This is a genomic window from Streptomyces sp. NPDC033966 (genome assembly GCF_055575955.1).
In genome coordinates, this window is the sequence record NZ_JBVIRQ010000016.1 from 26,027 (window position 1) to 44,570 (window position 18,544).

The following is an 18,544-nucleotide window of genomic DNA, read 5'->3' on the forward strand; positions in this document are numbered from 1 at the left end:
TGCGGCAGGCGGATCGATCCGCCTGCCGCAGGCCCTCCTGCGTTCCGTCCGGCTGCTACCTGCCGAATTCCGCCTGGATGAAGTCGAATATCTCGTCGGCGGAGGCGGTGCCCAGGGCCGCGGCGGCGGTCCCCGCGCCGGCTTCTCCGGCGCTCCCGCCGGGCGCCCCGGTCCCGAGGAGCGCCAGCAGGTCCGCCAGGCGCGCGGACACCTCGGCCCGGACCTCTTCGGAGTCCTGGGAGGCGGTCGCCCGGAGGGTGTCCTCCAGCCGGTCCAGTTCGCCGAACACCGCCGGCCGCGGCTCCTCGACCACCAGCAGGCCGCGCAGGTACGCGGCGAGCGCGGCCGGCGTCGGGTAGTCGAAGACGAGCGTGGTGGGCAGGCGCAGTCCGGTGGCGGTGCCGAGGCGGTTGCGGAGCTGGACCGCCGTCAGCGAGTCGAGCCCCAGCTCCAGGAACCCGCGGTCCGCCTCGACGTCCTGCGGCCCCGCGTGGCCGAGGACGGTGGCGGCGTGGCCGCGTACCAGGTCGGACAGGAAGCGGGTGCGCTCGTGCTCCGGGAGCCCGGCCAGCCGGTGCGCGGGCGAGGTCACGGGCGCCGCCTCCGCGGCGGCCCGGCGCACCGGTGCCGGGACCAGGGCGCGCAGCAGCGGGGGCACGCTCTCGCCGGCCGCCGCCTGGGCGCGTACCGCCGCGAGGTCCACCCGCATCGGGACGAGCACCGCCTCGGGGGAGGTGAGCGCCGCGTCGAAGAGGGCGAGGCCCTCGGCGGTCGTCAGGGCCTGGGCTCCGGCGCGTTCGATGCGGGCGAGTCCGGCCCCGTCGAGGTGTCCGGTCATGCCGCTGCGTTCGGCCCACAGGCCCCAGGCGAGGGACTGCGCGGGCAGGCCGAGGGAGCGCCGGTACTGGGCGAGGGCGTCGACGTAGGCGTTGGCGGCCGCGTAGTTGCCCTGGCCGGGGGCGCCGAACAGGCTGGCGGCGGAGGAGAAGAGGACGAACGCCGACAGGCCGAGGTCCGCGGTGAGTTCGTGGAGGTTCCGGGCGGCGTCGGCCTTGGGGCGCAGGACCGCTTCGAAGCGTTCCGGGGTGAGGGATTCGACCACGCCGTCGTCCAGGACGCCGGCGGTGTGGACGACGGCGGTCAGCGGGTGCCCGGCCGGGATCGCGGCCAGCAGTGCGGCCAGTGCGTCGCGGTCGGCGACGTCGCAGGCGGCGACGGTCGTGGCGGCGCCCAGCGCGTCCAGTTCCGCCACCAGGTCTCCGGCGCCGCCGGAGCGGCTGACCAGGAGGAGGTGGCGGACGCCGTGTTCCGTCACCAGGTGGCGGGCCACGGCGCGGCCCAGGGTTCCGGTGCCGCCGGTGACCAGGACGGTTCCGTCGGGGGCGAAGAGCGGCTCGCCGGACGCGTCCGCGGCCGCGGCCGCGTCCGCCCGGGCCAGGCGCAGGGCGTGCACGGTGCCGCCGCGGACCGCGCTCTGGGGCTCGCCGGACGCCACGGCCCGGGCCAGGTCCTCCTGGTCGGCGGCCCCGTCGGTGCCGGTGCCCCGCCGCTCCAGGTCGATCAGCAGGAACCGCTCCGGGTGCTCCGACTGCGCCGAGCGCACCAGGCCCCACACGGCCGCCTGGACCGGGTCCGGGGCCCCGTCGCCCTCCCCCGTCGCCACCGCGCCCCGGGTGACCACGGCCAGCCGGGAGTCCCCGAGGCGGGCGTCGGCCAGCCACGACCGGAGCAGTTCGAGGGTGGCGGCGGTGGCGGGCCGCACCTCGGCGGCGCCCGCGGCGGGCGAGGCCAGCACGAGCGCCGGGAGGGTGGTGAGCTCCGCGAGGTCCGTGATCCGCGGCGCGCCGGAGGCCGGGCCGGGCGTGGCCGGCCCCAGCACCGCCCAGGACCCGTCGGGGGCCGCCGGGAGCGCGGGGACCGGGGCCCAGTCGAGGCGGAACAGGGAGTCGCCGTGCCCGGGGCGGGCCCCGGCGAGCTGCTCCCGGTTCAGGGGCCGCAGCACCAGCGACCCGACACCGGCCACCGGAAGGCCCGTCTGGTCGGTGAGTTCCAGGGAGACGGCCTCGTTCCCGGCGGGTGCGAGGGCGACCCGCAGCGACCGGGCGCCGGTGGCGTGCAGGGTCACGTCGTGCCAGGCGAACGGCATCCGGCCCTGGCCGATCCCGCCCGTCCCGCCGTCCCCGCCGTCCCCGCCGTCCAGCGCGCCGAGCGGGATCGCGTGCAGGGCGGAGTCCGACAGGGCGGGGTGCAGTCCGAAGCCGGCCGCGCCGCCCTGCTGGTCCTCGGGCAGGCGGACCTCGGCGAAGACCTCGTCGCCCCGGCGCCACGCGGCGCGCAGGCCCTGGAAGGCGGGCCCGTACCCGAAGCCCGCCGCCGCGAACTCGGCGTAGAGGCCGCTCACGTCGACCGGGGTCGCGCCCTCGGGCGGCCACACTCCGAAGGCGGTGGCCGCGGGGGCGGTGTCCGGGGCGAGGTGCCCGCCGGCGTGGCGGGTCCACGGCTGCCCGGTCCCGGCCGGGTCGGCGTCCGCGCCGTCGGTGCGGGCGTACACGGCAACCGGCCGGCGGCCCGTCCCGTCGGCCGCGCCGACCGTGAGCTGTACCTGGACGCCGCCCTGCTCGGGCAGCGGCAGCGGTGCCTCCAGGACCAATTCCTCCACGCGTGCGCAGCCGAGCTGCCGGCCGGCGTGCAGGGCCAGCTCCAGGAACGCGGTGCCCGGCAGCAGGGCGTGGCCCAGCAGCGCGTGGTCGGCGAGCCAGGGGTGGGTGGCCGTCGAGAGGCGGGTGGTGAAGAGGAACCCGTCGGTGTCGGGCAGCGGGACGGCGGCGCCGAGCAGCGGGTGTCCGGCGGAGCCGAGGCCCAGCGCGGTCGCGTCGCCGGCGGGGGCGAGCGCCTGCGGCCAGTACCGGCTGCGCTGGAAGGCGTACGTGGGCAGGTCGGCGGGGTGCGGCAGCCGCCCGGCGTACGCCGCGTCCCAGTCCACCCCGATGCCGTGGACGTGGGCGGTGGCGAGGGAGGTGAGGAAGCGTCCGGTGCCGCCGGCGTCCCGGCGCAGCGTCTCGCCGAGGAAGGCGTCGGTGCCGGTCTGTTCGAGGGTCTCGGCGAGACCCACGCCCAGCACCGGGTGGGGGCTGATCTCCAGGAAGTGGGCGTAGCCGTCGGCGGCGAGGGCGCGGACGGCCTGCTCCAGCTGGACGGTCTGGCGCATGTTGCGGTACCAGTAGCCGGCGTCGAGTCCCCCGGTGTCCTGGAGGGTGCCGGTCACGGTGGAGTAGTAGGGGACGGCGGAGTCGGCCGGGGCGGTGGTGGCGAGGGCGTCGAGCATCCGTTCGCGCACCTCCTCGATGCGCGCCGAGTGCCCCGGGGTGTCCACGCCGGGGACCCGCCGGGCCCAGACGCCGTCGGCCGTCAGCTTCTCCAGCAGTTCGTCCAGGGCCGTGCGGTCGCCCGCGACGACCACGGAGGTCGGTCCGTTGACGGCGGCGAGGGAGAGCCGTCCGTCCCAGGCGGGCAGCAGGGCGGCGACCCGCTCGGCCGGCAGGGCGACCGAGGCCATCGCGCTGGTCCCCGACAGCTCCAGCAGGGCCTGGCTGCGCAGTGCGACGATCCGGGCCCCGTCGGCCAGGGACAGCGCGCCGGCGACGACGGCCGCGGCGACCTCGCCCTGACTGTGGCCGACCACGGCGGCCGGTTCGACGCCGCAGGCCCGCCAGAGTTCGGCGAGGGAGAGCATCACCGCGAACAGGGCGGGCTGCAGGACGTCCACCCGGTCCAGGGAGGGTGCGCCGTCCGCCGCCCGCAGGACGTCGGTCAGCGACCAGTCCACGTACGGGGCGAACGCTGCCTCGCACGCTTCGATGCGTTCGGCGAAGGCCGGGGAGGCGTCGAGGAGTCCGAGGGCCATGCCGGTCCACTGCGAGCCCTGGCCGGGGAAGACGAAGACCGGCCGGACGCCGGACGCCCGGGCCGTACCGGTGATCGGCCCGTCGGGGCGTGCGTCGTCCCCGCCCGTGTCCGGGCCGGCGGCCAGCGCGTCCAGCTGCCGCAGGAAGCCGGGCCGGTCCCCGGCGAGGAGGACGGCGCGGTGCTCGAAGTCCGAGCGGGTGTGCAGGAGGGCGGCGGCCACGGCGTGCGGGTCGGCGGCGGGGTCCGTCCCGATCCGGTCCCGCAGCCGCCCGGCCTGCGCGCGCAGGGCCTGGCCGGTGCGGCCGGAGAGCGTCCAGGCGAGCGGCGGGGCGGTGGCGTCCGCGTCGCGGGAGAAGGCCGCGGGGCGGGCGGGGGGTGCGGCGGTGTCCTCGTCGGCGGCCGGGGCTCCGGCCGCCGGGGCGGCCTGCGCCGGGAGCGGGTCGGGGGCCTGTTCCAGGATGGCGTGGGCGTTGGTGCCGCTGATGCCGAAGGAGGACACGGCGGCGCGCCGGGGCCGCCCGGTCTCGGGCCACGGCCGGGCCTCGGTGAGCAGCTCCACCGCGCCGGAGGCCCAGTCGACGTGCGGGGTCGGCTCTTCGGCGTGCAGGGACTTGGGGAGTACGCCGTGGCGCATGGCCATGACCATCTTGATGACCCCGCCGGCTCCGGCGGCGGCCTGGGTGTGGCCGATGTTGGACTTGAGGGAGCCCAGCCACAGGGGCTGGTCCGCGGGCCTGTCCTGGCCGTAGGCGGCCAGCAGCGACTGCGCCTCGATGGGGTCGCCGAGCGAAGTGCCCGTGCCGTGGGCCTCGACCGCGTCGATCTGGTCGGCGGCCAGCCGGGCGTTGGCCAGGGCCTGCCCGATGACCCGTTGCTGCGAGGGGCCGTTGGGGGCGGTGAGGCCGTTGCTGGCGCCGTCCTGGTTGACGGCGGTGCCGCGGACGACGGCGAGGACGGGGTGGCCGTTGCGCCGGGCGTCCGAGAGCCGCTCCAGGAGGAGCATGCCGACGCCCTCGGACCAGCCCGTGCCGTCCGCGTGCGCGGAGAAGGGCTTGCAGCGGCCGTCGGGGGCGAGGGAGCGCTGGCGGCTGAACTCCACGAAGGAGGCCGGCGTGGACATCACCGTCGCACCGCCGGCCATCGCGAGGGAGCACTCGCCGCGGCGCAGCGACTCGGCGGCCAGGTGCAGGGTCACCAGCGAGGACGAGCAGGCCGTGTCCACGGTGAGGGCGGGGCCCTCGAAGCCGAAGCTGTAGGCGATGCGGCCGGAGGCGATGCTGCCGGCGCTGCCGTTGATGACGTAGCCGGCCAGGTCCTCCCGGCCCTCCAGGAGGTTGGCGTAGTCGTGGTACATCACCGAGAGGAACACTCCGGTGCGGCTGCCGCGCAGCGACGCGGCGTCGATCCCGGCGCGTTCGACGACCTCCCAGGCGGTCTCCATCAGCAGGCGCTGCTGGGGGTCCATCGCGAGGGCCTCGCGCTGGTTGATGCCGAAGAACCCGGCGTCGAACTCGGCGACGCGGTCGATGAACCCGCCCTCGCGGGTGTACGTCGTACCGGGCCGCTCGGGGTCCGGGTCGTACAGCGCCCCGAGGTCCCAGCCGCGGTCGGCCGGGAAGGGGGAGATCGCGTCGACTCCCCCGTCGAGCAGCCTCCACAGGTCCTCCGGGGACGTCACGCCGCCGGGGAAGCGGCAGCCCATCCCCACGATGGCGATGGGCTCGTGGCCCGCTTCCTCGGCGTCGTGGAGCTGCTGCTTGACGGAGCGCAGTTCGACGGTCGCGCGCTTCAGGTAGTCGCGGAGTTCTTGTTCGGTCGCCATCGGCATTGCCCTTTGTTGTCTGATGTCGGAAACAGCTGCGGAGGGAGCCGCGCGTTCCGCACCGACCGGGCCCCGCTCAGTGCGCGTCGGAGTCGGCCGTGGCGGACAGCAGCGACAGGCGGCTCGCGGTCCGGTTGACGTCGAGCGGCAGGTTCTCGCCCCGCAGTACGTCGTCGATCGGTGCCTCTCCGACGAGGACGAGGCGTACGTCCCGGTCGCAGAGCACGTCGATGAGGTTGGCGAACCGCTGGGCCGCGTCCCGGTCCTCCCCGGCCAGGCGGGGCAGGCCGGAGAGCACCCAGACGGGGAAGCGGTCCGCCACCGCCAGGTAGTCGCCGGTCGAGTACGGCCGGTCGCACAGGTCGTGGAAGTCGAACCAGACCAGGTCGCCGCGGACCGCCAGCGCGGAGACCGCGCGTCCGCCGCCCACCTCCACCGGCTGCCGCTCGGCCGCCTCGGGCAGGCCGGGGCCCAGGCCCTGCTCGGCGAGCTGTTCGCCGGTGCCGGGCCAGACGTACGCCCCGCGCTCGAACTCGGAGCGGGCCGCGCCGGATCCGTACTCGGCCCGGTAGTCGCGTCCGCCGCCGAGCTCGACCACGTCCATGGTCTCTTCGAGCATCTTGATCGTGGGCTCGAACATCTCGTGGAAGACCGGGTTGGGGAGCAGTCCGGACGGAGGGTAGTTCGAGGTGGTGAGCAGGGTGATCTTCTGGTCGAGGATGGACCTGAGCACCCGGCCGATCAGCATCGCGTCACCGGCGTCGTGGACGTGGAACTCGTCGAAGACGAGGAAGCGGCAGTCGCCGAGGAGTTCGGCGACGGCGCGGTCGGTGACCCGGCGGTCGCCCCGGTGGCGGTGGTACGCGGCGTGGAACTCGCGGAAGAAGTCGTGGAAGTGCAGCCGGCGCTTGTTCCGCAGCGGCACGGCCTCGTAGAAGGTGGTGGTCAGCCAGCTCTTGCCGCGGCCGACCGACCCCCACAGGTACACCCCGCGCGCCGGTGCGGCGTTGCGGCTGAACAGTCCCCGTCGGCGCGTCATGTCGGCGCCGAGCTCGCCGAGCCTGAGGGCGGCCTGCCGCTGGGCGTCGTCCATGACGAATCCGGCCTGCTGGGCGGCGCGTTCGAACTCCCGCATCAACTGATGATCACCAGTTTCCCGTTGGTATCGAATCCTGATGCGCACGAGCGATCAGGAGATGATCATCTTTCCCGACGCGTACGGTCCCCTCCAAGACTGGATCACCACGGCCCCTCCCCTCACCCCTGATCCGGGCCCGGCCACCCCTGCGCCCGGCCCGGCGACCCCTATGCGGCCGGCCCGGCCGGGGTGTGGGTGAGGCCGCGTACGGCGCTGCGCAGGGCGGCGGCGACGAAGGCGTGGACCCTGTCCAGGTGCTCCTGGAAGGCGAAGTGGCCGCCGGTCAGCACCAGGCGGTCGAAGGGCCCGGTGGTGATCTCGGCCCACTCGGCGAGCGCGTCGACCGGGACGTAGGGGTCGCTGTCGCCGCCGATCGCGGTGACGGGGCAGCCGAAGGGCGGTGCGGGCCGGTAGCGGTAGGCGTCGCAGAGCTCGAAGTCGGCGCGCAGCAGCGGCGAGACGAGGTCCAGGAGTTCGGGGTTGCGGAAGACCTCGGCGGGGGTCCCGCCGGTCTTGCGCAGCCACTCGCGGAACTCGTTCTCGGGCAGTTCGTGCAGCGGGCTGCCCTCGGTGCGGGGGCGGCGGCCCGGCATGCCGCTGCCGGACATGAACATGCGGATGGGTTCGGGCAGGCCGGCGCCGACCAGGCGGCGGGTGAGTTCCAGGCCGAGCATGGAGCCCATGCTGTGGCCGAACACCGCGTACGGCCGGTCGACGAGCGGGACGATCCGCGTCATCAGGGCGTCGAGCAGCGGCTCCGCCCGGCGCAGCAGCGGCTCGCCGAACTCGGCGCCCCGGCCGGGCAGTTCCACGGCGTGCACGTCGACGTCGGGTGCCAGCGCGCGGGGCCAGCCGCGGCGGTAGGTCACGGCGCTGCCGCCCGCCCACGGCAGGCAGAACAGCCTCACGGGTGCGTCCGGGCACTCCACGTCCCAAGGCCGACGGACCACGGTTCCCCCAAGATCGCTCGCTCACACGTGTCGTCGCGCCCGACGTTACGGCGGCGTACGCGCGGCCCCCACCCCTGCCGGGGCCCCTGCCCACCCCTGTCCGGGGGCGGGAGGGGCGAGCGGCGGCCGTCCGGCGGGAGGGGCGGGGCGGTGCCGCGGCCCGGTGTCAGTCCTGCGGCCCCGCGGGGCCGGTGCCGGTGCCGGTGCCCGGTCCGGGGGCGGGGTGGCGGGGCGAGGACTTGCGGACGGATCCCGGCGCGGCGCGCTCCGGGCGCCCTCCGGCCCGTTCGGAGGAGGCCAGCTGCCAGGGGACGCTGGTGACCATGACGCCGGGCTGGAACAGCAGCCGGGCCTTGAGGCGCAGGGCGCTCTGGTTGTGCAGCAGGTTCTCCCACCACCGGCCCACCACGTACTCGGGGATGAACACCGCGACCACGTCGCGCGGGTGGTCGGTGCGGAAGCGGTGGACGTACTCCAGGACCGGGCGGGTGATCTCCCGGTACGGGGAGTCGAGCAGCTCGAGCGGTACGGGCATGCCCGAGCGGTCCCATTCCCCGCGCAGCTGGGCGGCCGCGTCCGGGTCGACCGAGACCGAGACGGCCTGGAGGGTGTCGGGGCGCAGGGCGTGGGCGTACTCCACGGCCCGGAGGGTGGGCTTGTGCAGCTGCGAGACGAGGACGAGGACGTGCGTCCGGCCCGGGAGGGCGGCCACCGGCCTGTGGTCGTCGGGTTCCAGTTCCTCCGCGACCCGGTCGTAGTGGCGTCGGATGACCCGCATCAGCGCGTAGAGGCAGGCCATGGCCAGGCACACCAGCCAGGCGCCGCTGACGAACTTGGTCGCGAGGACGACGGCCAGCACCAGGGCGGTGATGCAGGCGCCGACGGCGTTGATGGCGCGGGCCCGGCGCATCGCGGAGCGGCCGCGGGCGTCGGCGGCACCGGGCAGCAGCCGGTTCCAGTGCCGGACCATGCCGATCTGGCTGATGGTGAAGGACACGAACACGCCGACCGTGTAGAGCGGGATGAGCTGGGTGACGGCCGCGTCGAAGGCGTAGATGAGGAGGCCGGCCGCGGCGGCGAGGATGACGATGCCGTTGCTGAAGGCGAGGCGGTCGCCGCGGGTGTGCAGCTGGCGCGGCATGAAGCGGCTGCGGGCGAGGATGGAGCCGAGCACCGGGAAGCCGTTGAAGGCGGTGTTCGCGGCGAGGACGAGGATGATGCCGGTCATCACCGTGACGAAGTAGAACGCCGGTGAGAAGCCCTCGAAGACGGTCTTGGCGACCTGGGCGATCACCGGGTGGGGGATGCCGGCGTCCTGGCCGGTGACCGGGTCGACGAGGTGGCTGCCGTGCGCCGGGTCGGCGAACTTGGCGCCCGTCCGGTAGGCGAGGGCGGTCACCCCGACGAACATGGTGACGCCGAGGACGCCGAGGAGGACCAGGGTGGTCGCGGCGTTCTCGCCCTTGGGCCGGCGGAAGGCAGGGACGCCGTTGCTGATGGCCTCCACGCCGGTGAGCGCGGTGCAGCCGGAGGAGAAGGCCCGCAGGACGAGGAAGGCGAGGGCGAATCCGGCGAGGCCGGCACTCTCTCCCCGGATGGTCAGGTCCGCGGTCTCCGCCCGGAGCTCGTCGCCGCCGAGCAGCCGTACCGCACCCCAGACGATCATGCCGAGGACGGCGAGCATGAAGGCGTACGTGGGTATGGCGAACGCGGCGCCCGACTCGCGGACGCCGCGCAGGTTCATCAGGGAGATCAGGACGACGACCGCGATCGCGGCCTCGACGCGGTGGTCCGCCAGTAAGGGGATGCTCGCGCCGAGGTTCTCCACGGCCGCCGACACCGATACGGCGACGGTCAGCACGTAGTCGCACAGCAGCGCGGCGGCCACCATCAGGCCGGAGCGTTCGCCGAGGTTGGTGTTGGCCACCTCGAAGTCGCCGCCGCCGCTGGTGTAGGCGCGGACGTTCTGCCGGTAGGAGGCGACGACGGTCAGCAGCACGACCACCACGACGCCGGCGATCCACGGGGTGTACTGGTACGCCGCGATGCCCGCCACGCCCAGGGTGAGCATGATCTCCTGCGGCGCGTAGGCCACGGAGGAGAGGGCGTCGCTGGCGAAGATCGGCAGGGCGATCCTCTTGGGCAGCAGTTGGCCGTGCTGTTGCTCGCTGCGCAGCGCACGCCCCAGCAGGACCCGCTTGGTCAGGTCAGTAATGGTGGACACGCGGCCCGATGCTAGGCAGGGGCCGGGTCCGGCCCCCTCCCCTTCCCGCCCCTACGCGACCCCTACGCCCGGGAAGGCGCTTTCGAGGCTGTCGAACTGCAGGCTCATGGGCAGGTCCTGACGGCGTGAGATGCCGAGCTTGCGGTAGGCGCGGGTGAGGTGCTGCTCGACGGTGCTCACGGTGACGTAGAGCTTCGCGGAGATCTCCCGGTTGGTGTAGCCGTACGCGGCGAGCGCGGCGACCCGCCGCTCGGACTCGCTGAGCTGCTCGGTCTCCGGGGCCTCCTCGGTGCGCTGCTCGGGCGCGGTGCGCTGCTCGGTGCCGGTCTGGCCCGGCATGATCTGCGCGCACAGCGGCGCGGCCCCGCAGTCGGCGGCCAGGTGCCAGGCCCGGCGGGTGACCATGCCGGCCCGGGTGCCCTCGCCGAGCAGCAGCAGGGCGCGGCCGAGGTCGGCGAGGGCCTTGGCCAGTTCCAGCCGGTCGCCGGAGCGGCTGAGTTCGTCGACGGCCCGGGTGAGCAGTTTGGGGCGCTGGCGCAGTTCGGAGGTGGCCGCGCGCAGCCGCAGGGAGACCCCGAGGACGCGGGGGCTGCGGACGCCCGAGGTGGCGAGCTGTTCCACGACGAAGCGCTCGGCCTGGCGGTGTTCGCCGAGCCGCAGCAGGGCCTCGGCGGCGTCGGTGCGCCAGGGGAGCTGGCGCGGCCGGTCCAGGCCCCAGCGCTGGGCGAGCCGGCCGGCGTCGAGGAACTCGCCGAGCGCCGCGCGGTGGCGGTGGGTGGCCAGGTAGTAGTGGCCGCGCGCCCTGAGGTAGTTGAGGGCGTAGACGCTGGAGAAGAGCTCCTCGGGGACGGGCGTCTGGAGGCGGCGGGCCACGGCGTCGTACCGGCCCATCGCGGTCAGGGCGGTGACGAGGGTGGCGACGGGGCCGAAGAGGAAGAGTCCGCCCCGGTCGGCGACGGCGTCCACGGCGGCGGAGGCCTCGCGTTCGGCGCCGGTGAGGTCGCCCAGGCGCAGCAGCGCCTCGGAGTGCACGAGTCCGAACACGGACTGCCAGCCGGGGGATCCGGCGGGCTGGGTCTCGGTCTGCAGGCGCCGGCACCAGACGACGGCCCGGTCGGGGCGGTCGGCGTGCACCAGGGTGCGGACGGCCTGGACGATGGGGTCGAAGGTGGCGTGGGCCAGCGGGGTGCCCTTGAGGAGGCGTTCGGCGGCCTGTTCGTCGCCGGCGCTGTCGGGGTGGGTCCACAGGGCGGCGGAGGAGCGCAGTTCGGCGGTGCCGGTCCGGGCGGGGGCCCCCGGATGGTCGCCGGGTGCGCCGGGTGCGCCGGGTCCGGCGGCCGGGGCGGAGGGGCTCGCGGGGCCTGCGGGGGCCGCGGGGGACGCGGGGGACGTGGTGGGGGGCAGTGCGAACAGTTCGCGCAGCGGGTCCTCGCGGGTGGTGCGGGCGGCCGCGCGCGGGTCCGCCATGCGTTCGAGGGCCTCGGCGGCGTCCTCGATGCGGCCCTGGGCCACGAGCAGCCGGGCGAGCCGGCCGGCCGCGGCGGGGCCGAGGAGGCCGCGGCGCAGTGCGGCGAGCGGGCCGTCCAGGTGGCGTTCGGCGGCGGCGGGGTGCTTGCGCCAGGTCACCGCGGCCAGCTGGAGGCCGATCTCCCAGCCGGTCTGCTCGTCGGCGCACAGGGTGCGGGCGAGTTCCAGGCAGGCGGCGGCGTGGTCGCACTGCTCGTCGTCCACGAGGACCTGGAGGGCGGCCTCGCGCAGGACCTGGACGGGCCAGTCGCCGCGCGGGGCCTCCTCCGGGCCGGCGCCGGCCTCGGCGGCGGCGAGCAGGTGCGGGGCGACGGTGCCGGCGCGGGCGCCCGACTCGTGGAGCACGTGGGCGGCGCGTGTGCGCAGCAGGGCGAGCTCGTGCCGGGAGACTCCGTCGAGGACGGCGGCCGCCACGGCGGGATGGCGCAGGCGGCCGTCCTCGGTGAGCCCGGAGGCCTCCAGGGCGGCGGCCGCGCGGGCGGCGGCGGTGGGGCCGGTTCCGGCGAGCCGGGCGGTCAGTTCGGGGGTGGCGTCGTCGCCGAGGACGGCGAGGGCCACGGCCAGCGTGCGGGAGTCCGCGCCGTCGCGGTGCAGGCAGGTCAGCGCGGCCTGGGTGAAGGGGCCGCCGGGCGCGGGTTCCGGCCACCGGTCGGCGGGGCCCCGTACGGGGCGGGGCCGCTCGCTGAGCAGGGCCCGCAGGAGCAGCGGGTTGCCGCCGGTGGCGCCGTGCAGCCAGGCGGTGTCGGCGTCGGTCGCGGGGCGGCCGGTGTGGTCTTCCAGCAGGGCCGCGGTCCCCGGCTCGTCGAGCCGCCCGAGCATGATCCGGGTGAAGCCCGGGTGGCGCAGGAACTCGGTGCGTGCGAGCGGGCTCTCGGCGTGCTCGTGGGGCGCGTCGGCCAGCACCAGCAGGAGCCGCTCGCCGCGTACGGCGCGGCCGACGTCCAGCAGCCGGTCCAGGGAGTCGGGGTCGGTGTGGTGGAGGTCGTCCACGCACACGACGACCGGAGTCCGGTCCGCGGCGGTGCGCAGCGCCTGGATGAGCTCGCGTCCGCCGGGCTGCTCCCGGCCGGGGGTTCCGGCCGGGAGGGTGCCGTCGGGCAGTCCGGCGGTCAGCTGGCGCAGGACTCCGTAGGGGACGTCGCGCTCCTGGGCGGAGCCGGCGGCCCGGAGCACCAGGGCGCCGAGCCTCTCGGCCCTTTCGGCCACGTGCAGCAGCATTTCCGTCTTTCCGCAGCCCACCGCCCCTTCCAGGAGCACGACGCCCGCCGTCCGGGACGCGCATGCCGTCAGCGCGTCTTCGAGCTGTGCGCACACGTCTTCCCTGCACATGAGCCTCATGGTCCGCCCCCTCCGCGTCGCCTTGCCTCGAACCGCAGCAAACGATGCCTTGTGAACCGCTGGAGCCGACCGGCTTCGTGCCCGTCACTAGTTGCCCGGCAGGAAGTGCGGAGGGAATGATCACGCCCTTTTCCCGGCCGGCGGGCCGCGGACCGGGCGCGGTCTGCTAAGGGGTGTCCCCTACGCGCCGGTGAGGGCGGGTGCTTCCGTGTCCTCGGTGCTGAGGACGGCCCGCTCGGCGGGGGTGAAGGGAGGGCCGTCCAGTTCGTTGAACGCGCCGGCGGCTCCCGCCTTGCGCAGGGCGGCGACCAGGTGCGGGGACTCCAGGCTGGCGACGGGCGCGGCGAGCGAGGTGACCTGCATGGCGGCCGCGTTGACGACCGGGTCGTACAGGGCGGCGGTGCCGAGCAGGTCGGCGAACTGCTGGGCGTCCTGCGGGCGCGGGGCGATCCGCGGGTCCTTGGCGTGGTTGCGGGTTCCGGGGTAGCAGATGTCCTGGGTGGTGGCGAGCAGCCACGGGTCGTCGACGACCTTGGCGACGGCGTGCCGGGCGGCGTCGGCCGTGCCGGCGCCGAGGCCGCCGCGGGTCAGGGCGGTGTCCAGGGCGCGGGCGCTGAGGGCCGCGCAGCTCATGCCGTGCCCGTAGACGGGGTTGAAGGCGGCGAGGGCGTCGCCGAGTACGAGCAGGCCGTCGGGCCAGGTGGCGAGGCGTTCGTAGTAGCGGCGGCGGTTGACGGTGGAGCGGGATCCCTGGACGGGGCCGAGCGGTTCGGCGTGCTCCAGCAGGTCGGCGATGACCGGGTGGCGCAGGCTGCGCGCGAAGGGGATGAACTCGTCGTCCCCGGTGGGGGGTTCGGCACCGCGGGTACCGGCGAGGGTGACCAGCCAGCGGCCGCCCTCGATGGGGACGAGGGCGCCGTTGCGGCCGGGCTCGCCGGTGCCGGGGGCGGCGGCGACGTTCACCATGGGGAAGGTCTCGGCGCCGGCGGGGGCCCGGTAGACGCGGGTGGCGTATGCGATGCCCGTGTCGACGACGTCCTCCTCGACCTCCGGCAGGCCCAGCTCGGGCAGCCACTTGAGGGTCTGGGAGGGGCGTCCGCCGGTGTCGACGACGAAGTCCGCGGCGAGCTCGCTCTCGTGTCCCTCGGCGTCGCGCAGGCGGACGCCGGTGACGCGGGCGGCGGACCCGGTGAGGCCGGTGACGCCGGTCTGCCGGCGCACCTCGATCCGGGGGTTCTTCAGCGCCTGCTCGCGGACCACCCAGTCGAGCAGGGCCCGGCTGGCGGTGATCATGAACTGGCTGCCGGGGAACCGGGTCTGCCAGCCGTACGGGGTGAACCAGACGATGTCGCGCGGCAGGTAGAGGCGGTGGGCGCCCTCGTCGGCCAGGGCCTTGAGGGTGCCGGGCAGCAGGGACTCGATGGCGCGGGCGCCGCCCGACCACAGGAGGTGGGCGTGCCGGGCCTGGGGTACGCCCTTGCGCGGTTCCGGCCCCTCGGGGTACACGTCCCGTTCCACCACGGTGACGTGGTCCACGTGCCGCGCGAGCACCGTGGACGCCAGCATTCCGGCCAGGCCGCCACCGATTACCACGGCGCGTGTTTCTGCGGTCATGAGTGCGTGACCCTTCCATCCGTCAGACGCCTTGCGCACCGTCGAATTCGAATTCCCGGGAGCCGGTGCAGGCATTCCCGATCCCCGCGACGCTAGCACTCGCCCACAATGCCCTGAACCCCCTACGAACCCCTATCAAACAAGGCGCCTATGGCGGGATCGGCGCGGCCGCCGCGACGATGGTCCGGCCTGCCGAAAGGAGAAGAATCCATGCTGGAAGAGGCGGCGCTGAAAGACCTGATCCTGGAACACACGCGCCGGGTCAACGCGGGGGACGTCGAGGGGCTGCTGAAGCTGTACTCGCCGGACGTCCGCTTCGAGGACCCGGTGGGCGCCGGGGTGCAGCAGGGCCACGCGGCGCTGCGCGCGCACGCGACCGGTGCGGTGACCAGTAACACGGTGGAGGTGCCGGGACCGCCGGTGGCGGCCCAGGACGGGCGGCACGCCGCCGTTCCGGTGGTCGCCACGATGGACTACCTGCCGCTCGGGCCGATCCTGACGCGGCACGGCGTACTGCCGGCCCCGGCCGCACCCGCGCGGCAGCGGATGGTGTTCCGCTTCCTGATGGTGATCCGGGCCGGGGACGACGGGCTGATCGAGGACATGAAGGCCTACTGGGGGGCGAGCGACGTCTCCCTCGCCGACGCGGCTTAGGGGAGGAAGAGATGCTGGACGAGGCGGCTCGCAAGGAGCTGGCGCTGGAGCACTGCCGTCGCATGAGCAGCGGCAACGTGGACCACATGCTGGAGCTGTACACGAAGGACGTGCGTTTCGAGGATCCGGTCGGTTCGGTTCCGATGATCGGGCACGACGAATTGCGCGTGCATTTCCAGCGGGCCGCGGAAGCGAAAACGGTGGATGTCGCCGGCGTTCCGGTGGCCGCGCAGGACGGCCTGCACGTGGCCATTCCGGTCTCGGTGTACATGAATTATCTGCCGCTGGGCCCCGCGCTGACGAAGCACGGATATCTGGACAAGCCCGCGGACCCGTTCCGCAAGCGCATCAAATTCGCGCTCACCAGTATCTTCCGGACCGGCTCGCACGGTCTGATCGAAGCGGTGTGGGTGTACTGGGGGAAGTCGGACCTGTCGCTGCTCGACCCCGGCCAGGAGTGACACGGAGCGGTCCGCCCGTACACGGAGGCCGTCCGCACCGGGGATACCGGTGCGGACGGCCTCTGTGTGTTCCGGGTCGCGGCCCGGTCTCAGGCGGCCAGGTCGCGCCGCCCGAACAGGGCGGTGCCCGCCCACAGGAGCAGCACCGCCACGGCGGTCAGCAGCACCAGCGGCAGCGCCTCGGCATCCACCGCGGGCAGTGCCGGCAGGTGGCTGAACGGCGAGATGTCGCGCACGGCCTGGGGCAGTTTCAGCAGGGCGCCGAGCTGCCCGACGACCAGGCAGAGGGCGAGCGCCCCCCACGCGGCGCCGGAGGAGGCCGCCGGCGCGAGGCCGAACACCAGCACGACGACGCCGGCGAGCACCAGGACCGCGGGGGCCTGGACCAGCGCCGCCCCGGTCAGGTCGGCCACGCCCGCGCCGACGTCGCCCGCGGCGGCCCCGTAGGTGAGGCCCGCGGCCAGTCCGGCGACGAGCAGCAGGATCAGCGAGCCCGCGACCGCGACGGCCACGTGGCCGGCCACCCAGCGGCCCCGCCCGATGGCGGTGGCCAGCAGGGACTCCAGCCGGCCGGAGGTCTCCTCGGCCCGCAGCCGCAGCAGGGCCTGCACGACGAAGCCCGCCGTGATCGCGCCGACCATGACCATCATCGAGGCGAAGAAGGTGTCCACGGGGGCGCCGCCCCCGCCGCCGATCTTGCCGAGGGTCTCGGTGAGGTCGGCGTTGTCCTTCAGCGCGTCCCCGGCCGACTTGCCCATGCCGCCGATCACCGCGCCGAGCACGGCGACGCCCACGGCCCAGCCGATCAGCGAGCCGCGGTGCAGGCGCCTGGCCAGCCCGTACGGGCCGAGCAGGCCGGGTGCGGCGGAGGCGGGGCCCGGCCGGTCCTCGAACACGCCGGCGCCGAGGTCGCGGCGCGCGGAGAGGCGCAGCGCGACGGCCGTCGTGGCGGCCGCGAACAGCAGCGGGACCACGAGGACCCACCAGGCGTCCTCGCCGAACGGGCTGGTCCGCTGGGCCCAGCCGATGGGCGACAGCCAGGACAGCCAGGTGCTCTCCACGACGGTGCCCGACGCCCGTACCTCTCCGCCGGCGTCGGCGATGCCGCGGATCAGGAAGGCGACGGCGATCACCGCGCCGGCCAGCGAGTTGGCGCCCCGTGAGGTGCCGGACAGCTGGGCCGTGACGGCGGCCACGCCCGCGAAGGCGAGTCCGGTCGCGGCGACGGCCGCGGCGGCCACGAGCGAGCTGCCGATGGGCAGCCCGGCCAGCGGCAGCACGATGCCGAGGAAGATGAACAGGCCCACGTTGGCCTGGAGGGCCAGCAGCAGGGCCGCGGCGAGGCCCGCCTGCCGTCCCACGGGGGCCGCCCCGACGAGTTCGGCGCGGCCGCTCTCCTCGTTCTGGCGGGTGTGCCGGACGACGGCGAAGGTGCTCATCAGGCCGGCCAGGACGCACAGGAACGTCAGGACCTGCACCATGGCGAGCGCGCCCTCGCTGGTGCCGACGGGCGCGCCGCGGGTGAGCAGCAGGGCCGGGTTGTCGGTGAGCAGCTTGACCGCGTCGGTCCGGGCGGCCTCGTCGGCGTAGGTCTTGCCGACGCTGCCCGCCGCGCTGTAGGCGAGCGCGGCGGTGCCGTAGAGCCATACGGACAGCTGGATGCGGTCCCTGCGCAGCGCGAGCTTGAGCAGTGGCTGGGTGTTCGCGTACTCGCTCATCGCGCGCCCGCTCCCGCCTTGGCGCGCCGCCCGCCCTTCTGCTCGCCGATCTCTTCCACGTGGTCGCCGTAGTGGCGCAGGAAGAGCTCCTCGAGGGTGGGCGGGGTGCTGGTGAGCGCGCGCACGCCGAAGGAGGCCACGTGCGAGAGGACGGTGTCGAGGTTGCCGTTGTCCACGTCGAGGCGGACGTGGTTGCCCTCCGCCCGCACGTTGTGGACGCCCGCGAGGGCCTCGACGCCGGTGACGACGCGCTCCGACTCGACGGAGAGGGCGGTACGGGTGAGGTGGCGCAGCTCGGTGAGGGTGCCCGTCTCGACCGTGTGGCCCTTGCGGATGATGCTGACGCGGTCGCACAGGGCCTCGACCTCGCCGAGGATGTGGCTGGAGAGCAGGACGGTGCGGCCCTGCCGCTTGACCTCCATGACGCTGTCCTGGAAGACGGCCTCCATCAGCGGGTCGAGACCGCTCGTGGGCTCGTCGAGGATGAGGAGTTCGGCGTCCGAGGCGAAGGCGGCCACGAGGGCGACCTTCTGCCGGTTGCCCTTGGAGTAGGTACGGCACTTCTTGGTCGGGTCGAGCTGGAAGCGTTCGATCAGCTCGGTCCGGCGGGCCTGGTCGATGCCGCCGCGCAGGGCGCCGAGGGTGTCGATGGCCTCCCCGCCGGAGAGGTTGCGCCACAGGCTCACGTCGCCGGGGACGTAGGCGAGCCTGCGGTGGATCTCCACCGCGTCGGCCCAGGGGTCCTTCCCGAGCAGGGTGGCCTGTCCGCCGTCCAGCCTCAGCAGGCCCAGCAGGGCCCGGATGGTGGTGGACTTGCCGGCCCCGTTGGGGCCGAGGAAGCCGTGCACCTCGCCCTCGCGGACAGTCAGGTCGAGTCCGTCGAGTGCCCGGAACTTCCCGAAGTTCTTGGTCAGTCCTGTTGCGGCGATTGCGTTCTCGCTCAGCGCCACCGCACACCACCTTTCACGATGTCGTGTTCATCGGAGTCGTCGTCGGTCCGACCCCCCAAGACGACGGCACCGTGGCCAGGTTGCGGCCCGGATCAGCATTCCGCCGATCGCCTTTCCGGAGCAATGCAAGGGCCGTTCTATGGCCGGATTCAGGGGTGCGTACGGGTGTCGGATAGGGGTTGCCCGCGTTCCGGTTGTGCCCCGCGGACCTGCGGGCGGGCACGCGGAAGGGGCCCGGGAGC

The 18,544-nt window shown here is 74.7% G+C and carries 10 protein-coding genes; 2 read left to right on the top strand and 8 right to left on the bottom strand.

Going from position 1 to position 18,544, the window contains the following annotated elements:
- Positions 1 to 55: 55 nt before the first annotated feature.
- The 6 genes from ACZ518_RS33120 to ACZ518_RS33145 all read right to left on the bottom strand — a co-directional run bounded on the left by ACZ518_RS33120 (position 56) and on the right by ACZ518_RS33145 (position 14,519).
- A complete protein-coding gene (locus ACZ518_RS33120) occupies positions 56 to 5,752 on the bottom strand; it encodes a type I polyketide synthase (RefSeq protein WP_469116773.1) in 5,697 nt (1,898 codons plus the stop codon).
- A gap of 52 nt (positions 5,753 to 5,804) precedes the next feature.
- A complete protein-coding gene (zapE, locus tag ACZ518_RS33125; protein ID WP_469116733.1) occupies positions 5,805 to 6,863 on the bottom strand; it encodes a cell division protein ZapE in 1,059 nt (352 codons plus the stop codon).
- A 170-nt stretch (positions 6,864 to 7,033) separates the two neighbouring features.
- The gene (locus tag ACZ518_RS33130) at positions 7,034 to 7,774 is read right to left on the bottom strand and encodes a thioesterase II family protein (RefSeq protein WP_469116734.1); all 741 of its coding nucleotides are present in this window, start codon (positions 7,772 to 7,774) and stop codon (positions 7,034 to 7,036) included.
- Between the two features lie 208 nt (positions 7,775 to 7,982).
- Positions 7,983 to 10,040 carry an APC family permease gene (locus ACZ518_RS33135; RefSeq protein WP_469116735.1) on the bottom strand — a complete coding sequence of 686 codons (2,058 nt, stop codon included), beginning with the start codon at positions 10,038 to 10,040 and terminating at the stop codon, positions 7,983 to 7,985.
- A gap of 51 nt (positions 10,041 to 10,091) precedes the next feature.
- Positions 10,092 to 12,896, bottom strand: coding sequence for a helix-turn-helix transcriptional regulator (locus tag ACZ518_RS33140; RefSeq protein WP_469116736.1), 2,805 nt, complete (start codon positions 12,894 to 12,896; stop codon positions 10,092 to 10,094).
- A 189-nt stretch (positions 12,897 to 13,085) separates the two neighbouring features.
- Positions 13,086 to 14,519 (bottom strand): NAD(P)/FAD-dependent oxidoreductase, encoded by a 1,434-nt coding sequence (locus tag ACZ518_RS33145; RefSeq protein WP_469116737.1) that lies wholly within the window; start codon positions 14,517 to 14,519, stop codon positions 13,086 to 13,088.
- 210 nt (positions 14,520 to 14,729) lie between these two features.
- On the opposite strand from ACZ518_RS33145, the gene ACZ518_RS33150 reads away from it, so the two are divergent.
- Together ACZ518_RS33150 and ACZ518_RS33155 are read left to right on the top strand one after the other, a co-directional pair.
- Positions 14,730 to 15,173, top strand: coding sequence for a nuclear transport factor 2 family protein (locus tag ACZ518_RS33150; RefSeq protein ID WP_469116738.1), 444 nt, complete (start codon positions 14,730 to 14,732; stop codon positions 15,171 to 15,173).
- Between the two features lie 11 nt (positions 15,174 to 15,184).
- A complete protein-coding gene (locus ACZ518_RS33155; protein WP_467895441.1) occupies positions 15,185 to 15,634 on the top strand; it encodes a nuclear transport factor 2 family protein in 450 nt (149 codons plus the stop codon).
- A gap of 89 nt (positions 15,635 to 15,723) precedes the next feature.
- Here ACZ518_RS33155 and ACZ518_RS33160 read toward each other — a convergent pair whose 3' ends face one another.
- Together ACZ518_RS33160 and ACZ518_RS33165 are read right to left on the bottom strand one after the other, a co-directional pair.
- Positions 15,724 to 17,352 (bottom strand): ABC transporter permease, encoded by a 1,629-nt coding sequence (locus ACZ518_RS33160; protein ID WP_469116739.1) that lies wholly within the window; start codon positions 17,350 to 17,352, stop codon positions 15,724 to 15,726.
- A complete protein-coding gene (locus tag ACZ518_RS33165) occupies positions 17,349 to 18,302 on the bottom strand; it encodes an ABC transporter ATP-binding protein (RefSeq protein WP_469116740.1) in 954 nt (317 codons plus the stop codon). Before ACZ518_RS33165 ends, ACZ518_RS33160 begins: the two co-directional genes overlap by 4 nt.
- Positions 18,303 to 18,544: the final 242 nt, after the last annotated feature.